Annotated in this window: 14 protein-coding genes and 1 pseudogene; 7 read left to right on the forward strand and 8 right to left on the reverse strand. The window is 60.7% G+C overall.

The features are described from left to right. Window positions 1-10: 10 nt before the first annotated feature. The 6 genes from ACZ9BX_RS35365 to ACZ9BX_RS35390 all read right to left on the reverse strand — a co-directional run bounded on the left by ACZ9BX_RS35365 (window position 11) and on the right by ACZ9BX_RS35390 (window position 6,953). A complete protein-coding gene (locus tag ACZ9BX_RS35365; protein WP_476222995.1) occupies window positions 11-1,561 on the reverse strand; it encodes an FGGY-family carbohydrate kinase in 1,551 nt (516 codons plus the stop codon). A gap of 37 nt (window positions 1,562-1,598) precedes the next feature. Then, window positions 1,599-2,441 (reverse strand): DeoR/GlpR family DNA-binding transcription regulator, encoded by an 843-nt coding sequence (locus tag ACZ9BX_RS35370; protein WP_476222996.1) that lies wholly within the window; start codon window positions 2,439-2,441, stop codon window positions 1,599-1,601. 180 nt (window positions 2,442-2,621) lie between these two features. Next, the gene (locus ACZ9BX_RS35375; protein ID WP_476222997.1) at window positions 2,622-3,569 is read right to left on the reverse strand and encodes a substrate-binding domain-containing protein; all 948 of its coding nucleotides are present in this window, start codon (window positions 3,567-3,569) and stop codon (window positions 2,622-2,624) included. 109 nt (window positions 3,570-3,678) lie between these two features. Further along, window positions 3,679-4,665, reverse strand: a complete 987-nt coding sequence (locus ACZ9BX_RS35380; RefSeq protein WP_476222998.1) for an ABC transporter permease — start codon at window positions 4,663-4,665, stop codon at window positions 3,679-3,681. 69 nt (window positions 4,666-4,734) lie between these two features. Next, entirely contained in the window at window positions 4,735-6,300 is a 1,566-nt protein-coding gene (locus ACZ9BX_RS35385; RefSeq protein WP_476222999.1) for a sugar ABC transporter ATP-binding protein, read from the reverse strand. Then, on the reverse strand, window positions 6,297-6,953 hold the full coding sequence (locus ACZ9BX_RS35390; protein ID WP_476223000.1) for a DUF2291 family protein: 657 nt from the start codon (window positions 6,951-6,953) through the stop codon (window positions 6,297-6,299). The genes ACZ9BX_RS35385 and ACZ9BX_RS35390 overlap by 4 nt, the downstream gene beginning before the upstream one ends. Window positions 6,954-7,746: 793 nt before the next feature. On the opposite strand from ACZ9BX_RS35390, the gene ACZ9BX_RS35395 reads away from it, so the two are divergent. The 7 genes from ACZ9BX_RS35395 to derI all read left to right on the forward strand — a co-directional run bounded on the left by ACZ9BX_RS35395 (window position 7,747) and on the right by derI (window position 14,939). Beyond that, window positions 7,747-9,324: an FGGY family carbohydrate kinase gene (locus ACZ9BX_RS35395; protein ID WP_476223001.1), complete on the forward strand. Its 1,578-nt coding sequence runs from the start codon at window positions 7,747-7,749 to the stop codon at window positions 9,322-9,324. 41 nt (window positions 9,325-9,365) lie between these two features. After that, window positions 9,366-10,877 carry a glycerol-3-phosphate dehydrogenase gene (locus tag ACZ9BX_RS35400; protein WP_476223002.1) on the forward strand — a complete coding sequence of 504 codons (1,512 nt, stop codon included), beginning with the start codon at window positions 9,366-9,368 and terminating at the stop codon, window positions 10,875-10,877. Between the two features lie 11 nt (window positions 10,878-10,888). Beyond that, on the forward strand, window positions 10,889-11,821 hold the full coding sequence (locus ACZ9BX_RS35405) for a sugar phosphate isomerase/epimerase family protein (protein WP_476223003.1): 933 nt from the start codon (window positions 10,889-10,891) through the stop codon (window positions 11,819-11,821). Between the two features lie 72 nt (window positions 11,822-11,893). After that, window positions 11,894-12,829 (forward strand): sugar-binding transcriptional regulator, encoded by a 936-nt coding sequence (locus ACZ9BX_RS35410; protein ID WP_476223004.1) that lies wholly within the window; start codon window positions 11,894-11,896, stop codon window positions 12,827-12,829. Between the two features lie 98 nt (window positions 12,830-12,927). Further along, complete coding sequence (locus ACZ9BX_RS35415) at window positions 12,928-13,704, forward strand: DeoR/GlpR family DNA-binding transcription regulator (RefSeq protein ID WP_476223005.1); 777 nt, start codon at window positions 12,928-12,930, stop codon at window positions 13,702-13,704. Next, window positions 13,701-14,471 carry a triose-phosphate isomerase gene (locus ACZ9BX_RS35420; protein ID WP_476223006.1) on the forward strand — a complete coding sequence of 257 codons (771 nt, stop codon included), beginning with the start codon at window positions 13,701-13,703 and terminating at the stop codon, window positions 14,469-14,471. The genes ACZ9BX_RS35415 and ACZ9BX_RS35420 overlap by 4 nt, the downstream gene beginning before the upstream one ends. Before the next feature lie 12 nt (window positions 14,472-14,483). Then, entirely contained in the window at window positions 14,484-14,939 is a 456-nt protein-coding gene (gene derI, locus ACZ9BX_RS35425) for a D-erythrulose-4-phosphate isomerase (protein ID WP_476223007.1), read from the forward strand. Window positions 14,940-15,086: 147 nt separating this feature from the next. Here derI and dhaL read toward each other — a convergent pair whose 3' ends face one another. Next, window positions 15,087-15,737 (reverse strand): dihydroxyacetone kinase subunit DhaL, encoded by a 651-nt coding sequence (dhaL, locus tag ACZ9BX_RS35430; protein ID WP_132566821.1) that lies wholly within the window; start codon window positions 15,735-15,737, stop codon window positions 15,087-15,089. Between the two features lie 17 nt (window positions 15,738-15,754). Continuing rightward, a pseudogene (locus ACZ9BX_RS35435) lies at window positions 15,755-15,862 on the reverse strand (dihydroxyacetone kinase); the annotation flags it as partial.

The following is a 15,862-nucleotide window of genomic DNA, read 5'->3' on the forward strand; positions in this document are numbered from 1 at the left end:
CGCGCGCACATCAGTGCCGGGCTTCCGTTTCGTCGGTTACCGATTGCTCCGGCGCAAGGCCGGCAATTTTCGGCCAAAGTGGCGTCATAGCGTCGGCGATCTCGCGGAAGACCCGGTAGCGTTTGTCATAATCCGCGCTGCGTGCGGCATCTGGCTGGCATGTCTTCGCGATGCGGGCGATATCGCGCGGATCGCTCTGCGGATCGGCATAGACGCCGGTGCCCGATCCCGCGCAAAGAGCAGCACCCCAGGCGGCGGCCTCATCCGTTTCGGTCACGGTCACTGGCATGCCGAGCACATCGGCGAACATCTGAACGACCAGCGGGTTGCGCGAGATACCCCCGGCAAGCCTTGCCTCGTCAAATGCAAAGCCGTCGCGAAGTGCATCGACATGGATGCGGTGATTAAAGGCGATCCCCTCGAGCACGGCGCGCAGCATGTCGCCGCGATCGTGCCAGCCGCCGAGGCCGAAGAAGCCGGCACTTGCCGAAGCACCATAGGGCGAACCGAACAGATAGGGATGGAAGAGCGCCGTCGATGGCCGATCGAAAGCCGCATCGATCTCCGGCCCGAGCAAAGCGTGAATGGAGCTGCCTTGAGCCTCACCCTTCGTCCGCTCGCCAGCGCAAAGCTTGTCGAGAAACCAGTCGTAATTCGCGGTCGATGCTGGCGAGATTGACATGTTGTTCCAGATGCCCGGCGCGATGCCGTTGCGGCAGAACCAACGCCGGTCGACCCGCGGTTCCGACGACAGCGTCTCATTGATCGAATAGGTACCGGCAATAACGGCGACGACGCCCTTGGCATAGCCGCCCGCCCCGAGCGCGGAGGCCGTGACATCATGCAGCCCGGCGACGACAGGCGTTCCCTCTGCAAGGCCGGTCAGATGCGCCGCCTCACGTGTCACCCGCCCGATGATCTGATCAGAACGCGCGGCCGGCGGCAGAGCATGGACAAGCTCCTGCAGCCCAAAAAGCCTCAGAGCCTCCCGGCTGTATTCCTGTGTCTTCACATCGGTAAAGGAGGTACTTGCCTCGGTGCGATCCGTACCGATGATGCCCGTCAGACAAAAACGCAGCCAGTCCTTGCAGCTCAGGAAATGACCAATGCCTTTGAACCGCCCGGGTTCCATGTCGCGGATCCAGGCAAGCAGTGTCGATGGTGCGGAGACATGCGGGATCTGCCCCGTGAGCTCGATGGCATGGTCGGCGACATTGCTTTCCACCCACTGATCGACGATGGCACCGGCCCGGCTATCCAGCGACAGGATGGCCCGACCCAAAGGTATCCGCTCATGGTCGAGCAGATAGATGCCATCCCCGTGGGCCGTTGCGGCGATGCCCTGGATGTCGCTTCCCGGCCGATTGCTGAGGGTGATCGCCTCCCGAATTGCGTCGGCCGTCGCACTCCACAATTCGTCCATGTCCCGCTCGATATGGCGGGCCTTTGGGATAAACTGCGTGACGCGGCGCCGGGCGACTGCGAGCGGCGTGCCGTCAATATCGAAGATGACGGCCTTGGTGACCGTCAGGCCACTGTCGATCCCGAGCAGACTCGGCATTCGCTTTAACCTCGTTACCAGCAACAGGCTTGCCCAGTCACGAGCGCCCTCCGGCGCCCCTGGCGATGACAACGTTGATATCTCTGGACCGCATGCGGTCGATGTGCGCCGGCTGCGTCTTGTCGTCGACGATGACGACGTCAAACTCATCCAGCGCCGCGAAACTGTGAAGCGCCCGCCGCTCGAACTTCGTGTGATCGGCAAGCAGGATGCGCTTGATGGAACAGTCGAACATGGCACGCTTCGTATCGACCGTCTCCGGGGATTGGTGCAGCACCGTGCCGTCGCTGATCGCCGACATGGAGATGAACGCGACATCGGCCCTCAGACCCCTGATCTCGTTGATGGTCATGCGACCCATGAAGGCGTTACACCAGTTGTAATACTGCCCGCCGAGTGCAAGCAGCGTCACGTCGTGCATGCCCTTCAGCGCGTTCATTAGCGTCAGCGAATTGGTGATGGCCGTGACCGGCACTTTCGACGGCAGATGCGCTGCCATCTGTAGGACCGTGGTCGAATCATCGAAAAAGATTGCCTGCCCCGGCTCAACGAACTGCATCGCCGCTTCGGCGATCAGCTTCTTCTCCGTCGACTGGCGGTTCGAGCGATAGACCTCGCTGGATTCTATGAGGTTGGTGGCAGCCGCAGTGACGATGCCGCGCGTCTTCCTGAAGAGACCGCGGCTGACGAGTTCGTCCACGTCACGATGAGCGGTCATCAGGCTGATCCCGAAACGGTCGGTGAGGTCTTCTATCCGCATCGAGCCTTCATTCATGACGGCCTCGGCAATCATGCGCCGGCGCGCGATCTGCCGCGTCTGGCGGCTGTCGCTCGTAAGCTGGTCCAACAGATCCTCGCCCTGGCTCGTCTTCTGTGTCACGGGTCACCCTTGTCGCTGAACTCTGGATGCCAGCTTCGTACAGTGATTGCCGCCCCAAGGCAAAAAGACGACATGGAACGGGCGGTTGCGGCCGCAAATTGGCGTTACCGGCATGCGAAGAGCCTAGCGGCCGGTGCCGCCGGCGCGGAAAGGGGCGCCTTTCGAGCGCCCCTTCGGCGATTACTGCGACAAGACGAAAGGACCCGTGTACTCATCCACGTTGTCCTTGGTGATCAGCAGGCAATCGAAGAGCTGTTTCTCGCTCTTGGCACCGGTGTTGCCGGTCTTGATGACGCTGTCGGCCTGCTTCACCGCTTCTGCGGAGAATACGGCAACCGGCTGCAGGACGGTGTACTGGAGTTCACCTGCCTTGATGGCCGCAACAGCATCCGGAGAACCGTCAAAACCGCCGACCTTGATGTTGGCGAGCTTGCCGGCTTCCTTGAGAGCGGCGATGGCGCCCAGCGCCATTTCGTCGTTGCCAGAGATGACGCCGACGATGTCCGGGTTTGCCTGCAGCATGGACTGCATCTTGTTATGGCCCTGAGTACGGTCCCAGTTGGCGACTTCCTTGGCGGCCTTCTTCAGGTCCGGATACTGCGAAAGCACGGTCTCATAACCGTTGGAGCGCGTCGCCGCATTGTTGTCCGACGGTGCGCCGAAGAGTTCGGCATAGTTGCCCTTGTCGCCGATAGCTTCGACCCACTGCTGGGCACCGAGTGCTGCACCCTGGGCGTTGTTGGAAACCAGCTGCGCCTTCGCCAGGCCTTCCTGGTTGATTTCCGCGTTGACGAGGATGACCGGAATGCCTGCTGCAACGGCCTTCTTCACCGCACCGACGGAACCGTCAGCATTCGCGGGGTCGAGGATAATCGCAACCGACTTGTTGGTGATTGCCGTATCGATCAGGTTGCTTTCGGTGTTGGTGTCACCCTTGTGCGCGCTGACCGAGGCCGTGTAGCCGAGCTTTTCGGCGGCAGCTTTTGCAACGTTGCCTTCCGTCAGCCAGTACGGGTTCGACGGATCGTTGACGATGATCGTCATCATCCCGGCCGCCCAAGCGGAGCCTGCAAGAAGCGGTGCCACAGTCGCGGCGGCAAGAAGAATGCGCATACCTTTTTTAAACATAGTCTCTCTCCCATTCATTTGCTCAGTTATTGCCGGAGACCCGGCGGTGCTTTCCCCAATCGGCCTTCGTGGACCAGCCTGCCGTCGCGGATAAGTTCAGTCGCAGCCCTCAGGACGATTTGACCCGGCGGCCGTATTGGATGCTATTCATGAGGACGGCGAGAACGATCACCGCCCCGGTGAAGACGGTCTGCCAGTAGGCTGAGACGCCGATGATAACGAGGCCGTCCGAGAGGAAGCCGATGACGAAGGCCCCGAGCATCGTGCCGCGTACCGTACCGCGGCCGCCGGTCAGCGCTGCACCACCAATGACGACGGCTGCGATCGCCGTCAGTTCGTACGTGGTACCGGCAGTCGGACCGGCGGAGGTCAGCTGCGACGAGAGCACCAGGCCGGCGATCGCGGCACAGACGCCCGACAGCACATAGACGACGATCTTGACGCGCTTGACCGGAACGCCCGAAAGGTCGGCCGCACGTTCGTTACCACCCGAGGCATAGAGCCAGCGGCCGAAGGCTGTGCGGCTCAGCACGATGCCGCAGACGATTGCCAGAGCCGCAAGCACAATCACGCCGATCGGAATGCCTCCAAGCCGGTTAAAGCCGAGCCAGTCGAACCCGGTATTACCGAGTTCCGGGCGGCCGCCGAGATTGTTGTAGGTGAGGCCATTGGTCATCAGAAGCGCAATACCGCGGGCTACATAAAGCACACCCAGCGAAGCGACGAAGGCCGGCACCTTGAGATAAGCGATTAGCACGCCGTTGACCGCGCCCACCAAAGCACCAAGCGCACATGTGATGACGACGACCGCCCAGACCGGCGGATAGAGGATGACGCCGAAATAGTTGAGCGTGATGCCTTGCATCAGGAAGCCGGCGATGCAGCCTGCGAGCCCCAGCGTCGAGCCGACCGACAGGTCGATGCCGCCGTTCAGGATCACCAGCAGCATGCCGATCGCCAAAATGCCAAAGATCGCGACGTGCGACGCCATGATCAGGAAGTTGTTCATCGTGAAATAATAAGGCGACAGGAACGAGAAGACTGCGATGATGACGATCAGTGCAAAGAAAGCCCGGCCTTCCAGGATGAGGCGCACGACGTTCGTATTGCGCTTCTGCCGCGGTGGAAACTGACTTCTTCTCGGCGATGTTAGTGACTGACATGCTCAGCGCTCCATAGTTCCAGGCTCGTGCGCGACCACGGCTTCGCCGGAGGCGGCCATGATCTTTTCCTTCGTAACGTCCGAGCCAAACTCGGCCGATATCCTGCCGCGGCGCATAACGATGATGCGGTGCGCGATGCTTAGGCATTCATTGACCTCGGACGACGAATAGATGACCGCCAGTCCCTGCTTGGCGCGCTCCGCGAGCAGCTTGAACACTTCGGCCTTGGCGCCGATATCGATCCCGCGGCTCGGTTCGTCGAGCAGGATCACCTTCGGTTGGGTTACCAGCATCTTGCCGATGACGACCTTCTGCTGGTTGCCGCCGGACAGCGAGCCGATAGCCGCCGCGCCGCCATCGGTCTTCACATGCACCCGGCGGATCGCATCGTTGACGAGATCGCGCTCCCGATGGCTGGAGGTGAACAGCCCCCTCGTAAAGGCGCTGATGCTCGCAAGCGACAGATTGGATCCAACCGTCATCGTCTGCACCAGGCCATCGCGCTGGCGATCTTCGGGTACAAGGACGAGACCGCTGGCGATGCGCCCGGCGATGCTGAGCCCGCCGACATCCTGTCCTTCGAGCAGAACCTTGCCGCCATTCGAACGCAGGCGACCGGCGATGCATTCAAGGAGTTCCGTCCGCCCGGCCCCCATCAAGCCGTATATACAGACGACCTCGCCGGTGCGCACCTGCAGCGATAGGCGGTCGACCGCGTTATAGGCAGCGCCGAAAGGACCGGGAACACTGAGGTTTTCGATGGAAAGCGCCACTGCGCCTAACTGATGGCCTTGCGGTGGATTGCCGAGGTCAAAGTTATCGCCGACCATGTTGCGGACGATCCATTCGAGGTCGATATCCTTGCGCTCCGCATAGGCCGTCATGTTTCCGTCGCGGAGGACAACGGCGTGGTGGGTGATCTGCAGAGCCTCTTCCAGATGATGCGAGATGTAGACGATTGAGACGTCGCGGCTGGTTAGGTCGTGGATGACCTTGAAGAGCACTTCCACTTCGGTGGCGCTCAGCGCCGAAGTCGGTTCGTCCATGATGAGGATACGCGAGTTGACCGAAAGCGCGCGCGCGATCTCGACGATCTGCTGCTGGCCGAGGCGGAGATCCTCGACGCGCGTGAGCGGATCAATGTCTTCCTCGAGCTCCTCCATGAGCGCACGTGTCTGGCGCTCTTCCTCGGCGAAGTCGACAACACCACCCTTGATGATCTCTCGACCCATGAAGATATTGTCACGGACGCTGAGATTGGGCGCTAGGCTGAGCTCCTGGTGAATGATAGAAATCCCGCACTCGCGCGCATGGGTCGACGATGTAAAGCTGATAGGCGAGCCGTCGAGGATGATCTCACCGGAACTCGGCTTCACGACCCCCGAAAGGATTTTCATCAAAGTCGACTTGCCCGCGCCATTCTCACCGAACAGAGTGGTGACCTGGCCGCGATGGATGTCAAAGTTCACTCCTTTCAGGGCGTGAACATTGCCATAGGACTTGGCGATGTTGCGAGCGGCAAGAACAACCTCGCCCCGGCCTCCGGAGTTGCACAGCGGCTGGCTCATTTGAACTCGACCTTCACCGGCGTGACGAGCCAGTTCTTCGGGTTGATGAGTTTGAAGACACCCACCACGGTCGCCGTCTTTCCACCCAGCGTGTCAGGATCGAGGCCAGCAAAGACCGACTTCTTCATCTCGTTATTGATGGCAGAACCGGCATCCTGATACTGGATCTGGTTGGTAAACTGCCCGAACTCGATGGTTCCGGTCGCGTCACGGAGGTCCGTGCCGTTGACCGCAGGACCGGTCTGGACACGGACCACCGTCTCGGGAGGCAACCCATCGACTTTCATTTCGCTCATGTTCGCCTTGCGGGCGCCGAAGACACCTGTCAGCGTAACAGGGATCACCGGTCCAGTGCTCGTCGCCGTCCCGTATTTTTCGGCGGCTGCCTTCTTGTCGGCGGCGATTGCGGCAGCAAGCTCGGCGGCCGCAACAGCACGATCCCCGACATTCGCCTTAATCTTCGGGAACTGCTCTGCGCCGAAAGTCTCCGGAGAAAATGCCTGTTGCCGGACATCATCGGCGGACCCGATCTTGACGACCGTGGTGTCGAGCGCAATCGCCCCGACAACGACGACGGCAAGCGCCGCGCTTGCAATGAGCTTGAAATTGCCGCTGCTCGGCTTTGATGCTGCATAATCAGGCTGTGTACTCATGTCCGGACGGCCTTTGACTTGAATGGCGAGTGGAGAAGGACGAGCGCGGCAACAATCGCGGACCGGCGGGCCTATTGAGCCGCACCAGAGCAAGAATCGGCGGGTCGCCGGCAGGGCCGCAACCCTGGACAAAAATCCTCATTTGGAAGCCTCCTCAGCAAGACCGGCGATTGTCTCCTCCAACCACCCGAGCCAGCTACTCTCGATCCGGAAGCGCACTTCCGTGATAGAAATATGTTATTTACGCCGCAAACAATGTTATAATTTTCGGCACCTGTCAACGGGCGCTTGACGGGAACTTGAGCAAAAATGCGAGACTTCACGTTCAGTTTCTCTCGCTGCAGGGCAGCATAGTTGGAAGCACATGCACAATCTATCTCTGCGTGCCCTAGCCTTCGGAGACATCTAACTAGCTGTTATAACTATATATTATTGAGACAAGAGGCAGCAGCGATTGCCGATGACGGCGTGGCGGCCCATCATTTCCAAGCGGCAAGCTGTACTCCTATGCCACTCATTTTATCTGAAAAAAATTTCAGTTCCAGAAAAATCTTACTAGCATTATGGTATCATTATGTTATATTCCGCTACGAGGGCCGTCGGAGGTTCGGCTCGCATAATTGCATCCAGGGTATTGCAAACGGCTGCGCGCTTGCCGCATCCGGCAGAAAGACCGAAGTTGGCAGCCGGATGCCTCATCCCAACCTAATTTGCCGATCGGGAGAACTTCAGATGAATTGGACACGCGCAACGCCCGCCGAAGCGTTCGCAATAGTGGCGAGATAGTCCTGCGATGACATCGACTGAGAAGATCATCATCGGGATAGATGCCGGTACCTCCGTCATCAAGTCGGTGGCCTTTGATCTGTCCGGACGCCAGATCGCCACGGCCTCCGTACGCAACAGATACGCGACCGGTGACGATGGCTCTGCAACGCAGTCGCTGAGTCAGACTTGGCTCGATTGCGCCAGCGCGTTGCGCGGCCTCGGAGAAAAAGTACCCGATCTCGCATCACGCACCGCAGCCGTCGCGGTCACGGGACAGGGCGACGGCACCTGGCTCGTCGGCCGCGGCAATGCACCGGTCGCCGATGCCTGGCTATGGCTTGATGCGCGCGCCGCACCGACAGTCACGTCACTCGCCGGCGGAAAGCAGAACCGTGCCCGCTTCGAGGCAACGGGCACCGGCCTCAACACTTGCCAGCAGGGTGCGCAACTCGCCCATATGGATCGCTTCACGCCGGACCTTCTCGACCGGGCGGAGACGGCGCTGCACTGCAAGGACTGGCTTTACCTCAACCTTACAACCGTTCGGGCGACCGATCCGTCCGAAGCGAGCTTCACTTTCGGCAACTTCAGAACGCGGCAATATGATGCGGTGGTGATCGATGCGCTCGGCCTGAGCCATAGACGGACGCTTCTACCTGAAATCATCGACGGCACAGAGATCAGCCACCCGCTAACGCCCGAGGCGGCGAGGGCCTGCGGACTTCTTACGGGTACGCCGGTCTGCCTTGGCTATGTCGACATGGTGATGACGGCGCTCGGTGCAGGCGTGCGCAGCGGCGCTCGCAACGCCGCCTGCTCGACGATCGGTTCGACGGGCGTGCACATGCGTGCCAAGTCTGTTGCTGACGTTCAGCTCAATCATGAGGGAACAGGCTATGTAATCGCCCTGCCCATCCCCAACATCGTCACCCAGGTCCAGACGAACATGGGCGCTACGATCAACATCGACTGGATCCTGAACGTCGCCGCCTATCTGATGGCCGAGGCGGGAGGCAAGCCTGCTTCGCATGCTGACCTGATTGCGCGCATCGACGGCTGGTTTGCGAAAAGCCGGCCGGGTTCTGTGCTTTACCATCCCTACATCTCCGAAGCTGGGGAACGTGGGCCTTTCGTCAACGCCAACGCACGCGCGGGCTTCACGGGACTTTCGACGCGCCACGGCTTCCCCGACCTACTGCGCAGTGTGGTCGAAGGGTTGGGGCTTGCCACCCGCGATTGCTACGAGGCAATGGGCGCGATGCCCGAAGAGCTGCGGGTCACGGGCGGCGCAACACGCTCCGTCGCCCTTCGCCGTTCACTCTCGGCCGCCGTGAACGCACCGATCCGCCAGTCGCGCCGCGATGAGACGGGGGCCGCCGGTGTGGCGATGATGGCCGCGGTGGCTGTCGGCGTCTATTCCAGCATGGATGATTGCATTGCCGACTGGGTGACGCCGCTGCTCGGCGAGGCGGAGATTCCGGATGCGAACGAGGCTGCCCGGTTTGACCGGCTATTTTCCGCCTACACCGATGTGCGCCAGGCAACGGCGCCTGCCTGGGACAAGCTCGCCGGAGCCGCGACGACATCGCCGGCAGGCGAGTAAATCAAGTTCTGATGCAGCAGGCATCGAAGGGGAAGAATAGCATGACTGAACCCGAACTCCTGGATCTCTTCGTCATCGGCGGTGGCATCAACGGCGCGGGAATCGCACGCGATGCTGCGGGCCGCGGCCTGAAAGTCGCGCTGTGCGAGAAGGACGATTTGGCACAGGGGACCTCGTCTCGCTCGGGCAAGCTGGTGCATGGCGGTCTGCGTTATCTCGAATATTACGAATTCCGCCTGGTGCGCGAGGCGCTGATCGAGCGTGAAGTGCTGCTCAATGCCGCGCCGCATATCATCTGGCCGATGCGCTTCGTCCTGCCGCACAGCCCGCAGGATCGTCCGGCGTGGCTCGTGCGGCTCGGCCTGTTCCTTTACGATCACCTTGGCGGGCGCAAAAAGCTGCCGGGGACACGCACGCTCAATCTGCTGCGCGATCCGGAAGGTACCCCGATCCTCGATCAATACACGCGCGGCTTCGAGTATTCCGATTGCTGGGTCGATGACGCCCGCCTCGTGATCCTGAATGCGGTCAGCGCGGCGGAAAAAGGCGCCACTGTTCTCACTCGGTCGGCAGCAGTCTCGGCGCGCCGTGAGAGTGGCAGCTGGATCGTTACGACGAAAAACAGCCTCACGGGAGAGACGCGAACTTTCCGCGCAAAATGTCTCGTCAACTGCGCCGGCCCCTGGGTGATGGATATCATCAATCGTGTCACCGGCTCGAACTCCGGCCGCAACGTCCGTCTCGTGAAGGGTAGCCATATCATCGTGCCGAAGTTCTGGGTCGGCTCCAATGCCTATCTGGTCCAGAACCACGACAAGCGCGTCATTTTCATCAACCCCTATGAGGGCGACAAGGCACTGATCGGGACGACCGATATCGCCTATGAAGGCCGCGCCGAGGACGTGTCCGCCGACGAGGCGGAAATCGATTATCTGCTGAAGGCCGTCAATCGCTACTTCAAAGAGAAGCTACGCCGGGAGGATGTGCTGCATAGCTTCTCCGGCGTTCGTCCACTTTTCGACGACGGCAAGGGCAATCCGTCCGCGGTTACCCGCGACTATGTCTTCGATCTCGACGAGACGGACGGCGCTCCCCTGCTCAACGTCTTCGGTGGTAAGATCACCACATTCCGTGAGCTTGCCGAACGGGGCATGCAACGTCTCAAGCATATTTTTCCGACGATGGGCGGAGATTGGACCGAGAAAGCGCCGCTGCCCGGCGGCGAAATTCCGAATGCCGACTACGAGACCTTCGCCAACAGCCTGCGCGATGCCTATCCATGGATGCCCCGCAAGCTCGTGCATCACTACGGCCGTCTCTATGGCGCCCGCACGAAGAATGTGGTTGCAGGTGCGACTGGCATCCAAGGGCTTGGGCGGCATTTCGGCGGGCAGCTTTATGAGGCCGAGGCCCGCTATCTCGTTGCGACGGAGTGGGCCGCGACGGCCGACGACATCCTCTACCGCCGCACCAAGCATTACCTGCATCTGAGCGAAGCGCAACGTGCAGCCTTTGGCGAGTGGTTTGCTTCAATCCGCCTTGCCGCAGCTTGAAGGATACTCCCATGCCGCTGACCCTTTCGCTCAATACCAATCCACTGGTCAATCGCTTCGCCGACCTCGACGACCTCATCGACACGGTTGCGCGAGATTTTAGGATCCGCGACCTCCAGCTGACCCACGAGTTCATCAATCCTAGCTGGCAGGCGCCCGTGATCCGCCGCCTGGCGCGCACCATGAACGCCGCGCTGAAGCGCACGGGTGTGCGGATCACATCAGGCATGACGGGGCCTTACGGCCGCCTCAACCACTTCGGACATCCAGATGCCGATGTGCGCCGCTATTACATCGACTGGTTCAAGACTTTTGCCGACATCACCGCCGATCTCGGCGGTCACTCCATCGGAACGCAGTTTGCAATCTTCACCTACAAGGACTTCGACGATCCGGCCAGACGCGAGGAACTGGTCAAGATCGCGATCGACTGCTGGGCCGAGATAGCCGACCACGCACGCGCTGCAGGGCTTTCCTTCATCTTCTGGGAGCCGATGAGCATCGGCCGCGAGTTCGGCGAGACGATTGCCGCCTGCCTGTCGCTGCAGGGGCGGTTGGCAGCCGCCGGATTGGCCATCCCGATGTGGATGATGGCGGATATCGATCATGGCGACGTCACCTCCACCAACCCCGACGACTACGACCCCTATGCTTGGGCGCGCGCCGTCCCGCCGGTATCGCCGATCATCCACATCAAGCAGAGCCTGATGGACAAGGGCGGACACCGGCCCTTTACTGCAGAATTCAACGTCAGGGGCCGCATTCAGCCCGCGGCTCTGCTCCAGGCGCTTGCCGAAGGTGGGGCAAAGGACAATGAAATCTGCCTGGAACTCTCCTTCAAGGAACGCGAGCCGAATGATCGCCAGGTCATCCCGCAGATCGCCGAAAGCGTCGCCTTCTGGGCACCGCATATCGACACTGGCGTCGCCGACTTGAACATCTGAGGCGCGGATCTTTAAAAGGCAGCACTGCGATACGGCGGAATCGCCGCCTGTGACATTCGAAAGGGAACCGTGATGACGGACGCCGATTATACGCTAGCCGTGCGTGCTGCCTGGCTCCACTATGCGGGTGGCCTCACGCAGTCCGAGGTCGCCCGGCGCCTTGGCGTGCCATCGGTAAAGGCGCATCGCCTGATCGCACGAGCGGTTGCTGATGGCGTCGTCAAAGTCACCATCGACGGGGATATCGTCGAATGCGTTGAGCTGGAGATGCGGCTTTCCGAACGGTTTGGGCTTCAATATTGCGAAGTCGCACCCGATCTCGGCGAGGAAGGGTTGCCGCTTCGCGCGCTCGGCCATGCGGGCGCTGGCTATCTCAAGCGCGAGATCGAGCGCGGCGACAATACGGTCATCGGCCTTGGTCACGGTCGCACGCTTTCCGCCGCCGTCCAATATATGCCGAGGGTGAGCGCGAAGGGCCTGCGCTTCGTCTCGTTGCTTGGCGGCCTGACACGAAACTACGGCGCCAATCCGTATGACGTGATGCACCGCATCGCCGAAAAGACCGGTACCCATGCCTATGTCATGCCGGTTCCCTTCTTCGCCAATACCGGCGAGGACCGCGAAGTGTTGAAGGCGCAGCGTGCCGTCAAGGAGGTCTTCGATCTGGCCAACAATTCCGATCTGAAGCTCGTCGGCCTGGGAACTGTCGATGCAGAGGCGCAGCTTGTTTTGTCCGGCGTAGTTGAGCCCCGAGAAATGGAGGAAATTGCCGCCGCAGGCGGCGTCGGCGAAATCCTCGGGCACTTTTTCGACGCCGACGGCCACATCCTAGAGACGATGCTAACAGCGCGCACGCTCTCCGCGTCTTTCCCTAAAACCAAGAGCGAGCGGCTTGTGGCGCTGGCAGGTGGACAGGCGAAAGTGCCGGCCATCCGGGCAATTCTCAACAGCCACCGCCTTTTCGGGCTTATCACGGACGAGCGCACCGCCCAGATACTGCTGAGTTAGCATGTCGCGGCAACACAATTTGATCGCAAAATAACAGAAATAATGTTGATTATCACGAAATTTCTCGTTATTTTGACATCAAACCAGGGCGAGGACCGATGAGGCGGGAAGAGCGGCGGCAGTTGATTGTTAACCTGCTCATCGAAAACAAGACCGTCGATCTCGACGACCTCGCCGATCGCTTCGCCGTGTCGAAGATGACGATCCATCGCGATCTCGATGATCTCGAGCAGGCTGGCGTCCTGCGCAAGGTTCGCGGGGGCGCGACCATTGATGCCGGAATGCAGTTCGAAAGCGACTTCCGCATTCGCGAGCGCCAGGGTACCGAAGCCAAGCTCGCAATGGCGCAGACCGCGCTGGAACTGGTCGAGCCGGGAATGACCGTGATGGTAAACGATGGCTCGATGGCGGCCGTGCTCGGGGAAATGCTGCTGCAGAAGCGTCCGCTGACGTTGATCACCAACAACGCGGCGATCATGGAGCGGCTGAAAGGCGAAAGCGGCGTCACGCTGATCGCGCTCGGGGGCATTTATTCGGCGAAGTTTAACGCCTATCTCGGCGTCGTCACCGAAGAGGCACTATCGCGGCTCAGGGCCGACATCGCCTTCATTTCGACGCCGGCAGTCAGCGGCAGGCTCGCCTATCACATGGACGACAACGTCGTGCGCGCCAAGCGGGCAATGATCGCGTCGTCGGCCAGGACCTGCCTTCTGGTCAACCACCAGCGCATTGGCCACACCGCACTGCATGTCATGTCGGATCTGGCCGACTTCGACGCCGTTATCACCGACACCGCACCGGATGCTGCTTTCCTGGAGGAATTCGAGCAGGCGGGCATTACGCTCACCATCGCATCAACGCAGGATCCGACATGACCGAAAAACCGCGCTTCTGGATTGGCACCAGCTGGAAGATGAATAAGACGCTTGCGGAAGCCGAGCATTTCGCGCGCGGCCTCGAAGTCGCCGATGCCACGCGCGACCCGCGCATCCAGCGCTTCGTGATTCCGCCCTTCACGGCGGTACGCGAGGTCAAGGAGATGCTTGCCAAGACCTCCGTGAAGGTCGGCGCGCAGAACATGCATTGGGGCGACCAGGGTGCCTGGACGGGCGAAGTCTCGCCGGTGATGCTGAAGGACTGCAATCTCGATCTCGTCGAGCTCGGCCATTCCGAGCGGCGCGAACATTTTGGAGAGACCGACGAGACAGTTGGCCTGAAGACCGAAGCGGCCATTCGCCACGGTCTCATTCCGTTGATCTGCATTGGCGAGACGCTCTCCGGCCGTGAAAGCGGGAAGGCTGCCGAAATTCTGGCGGCCCAGGTGCGTGGCGCTTTTTCGAAGCTTTCGAGCGGCCAGAAGGGCGCCGAAATCCTGCTGGCCTACGAACCCGTCTGGGCGATCGGCGAAAAGGGCATTCCGGCGACTGCGGATTATGCGGATGCCCGCCAGTCTGAAATCATCGCCGTTGCCGAAGCTATTCTAGGCCGGAAGATCCCCTGCCTTTATGGCGGGTCGGTCAACCCGCAGAACTGCGAAGAACTGATCACGAGCCCGCATATCGACGGGCTCTTCATTGGCCGTTCGGCCTGGAATGTCGAAGGCTACCTCGACATCCTGGCAAAATGCGCCGCCAAACTCTGAGGAGAAAGAATAATGAAGCTTGCCATTGCAGGAGACAGCGCCGGCGAAGGCCTCGCCAAAGTTCTGGCCGACCATCTAAAAGACCGCTTTGAAGTGCACGAAGTCTCGCGCACGAGCGCCGGTGCCGATCCTTTCTACGCCAACCTTTCGGACCGCGTCGCCTCGGGCGTCATCGACGGCACCTACCACAAAGCGATCCTCGTTTGCGGCACCGGCATCGGCGTCTGCATTTCGGCCAACAAGGTCCCGGGGATCCGCGCCGCCCTGACGCACGACACCTATTCTGCCGAGCGCGCCGCGCTCTCCAATAATGCGCAGATCATCACGATGGGAGCCCGCGTCATCGGAACGGAGCTTGCAAAGTCGATCGCTGATGCGTTTCTTGCCCATACCTTCGATGACAACGGTCGTTCTGCCGGCAATGTCAAAGCCATGGATGATCTCGACGCGAAGTACAAGGCCCGTTAATCCATGCTGACTGTGGCGCCGGGTCCGGACATTAAGGATTGCCGGCACCTTGTGCGCGTGCCGATCGTCTTCAGGATGTCGAGCGACATGCCGATCGTGCGATCGTCGAGCGGGCCGGCGACCGGCTCTCGCCAAAGCCCAAGATTTTCATGCGGATGGCTGCAGCCTGTCCTCGATGCCGAGCGCCAGCGATTTGAGGATCAGCGCGCAGGACGTCGCACCGGCATCAAGGACACCGAGCGAGCGCTCGCCGAGCCGGCTCGCGCGGCCGACCTTTGCCACCAGATCACGGGTGCTGTCGCGGCCCGCCTCGGCGGCGGCAACCAGGGCATTCAGCGATTCCGCAAACGATTTGCCGTCGCCGTTTGCCGTATCGAATGCCGTGATCGCAGGCACCAGCGTATCGAGAAGCGTCTTGTCGCCGACCTTCGCGGAACCGATGGCCTGTATGCCGTCAAGCCCGCTGTGCAGCATTTTGCTGAACATTGCCGCGTCGATCATTGAGGCTTTTTCGATAATTTCGGCGAACTGAATAAACATAACGCCGTAGAGCGGACCCATCGAGCCGCCGATCTCGGTCATGAGGACCGTGCCCAGCGTATCGAGGGCGCCGGCCAATGACATTCCGTTGCCCTTGATCCTCTCGGCCGCCATGCTGAAACCCTTGGCCATGTTGACGCCATGGTCGCCATCGCCGATCTTGCCGTCGATCTCGCTGAGATAGGCGCGGTTCTCGATGATCCGGTCAGCTACGGAAAGGACGATGTCTCCGGATCTCGCGTTCTGGAGTTGCTGCATTTTGTCTGCCTTTCCCTTCAAAGCATGGCCGGGCACTGAACGTCGACGTCCAGCAGCCGCTTCAATTCTTCATCCAGCGCCATGACGGTCAGCGTCGCGCCAACCATTTCCAGCGAGGTGAAATA

The sequence above is a fragment of the Rhizobium sp. USDA 3886 genome, assembly GCF_056279785.1.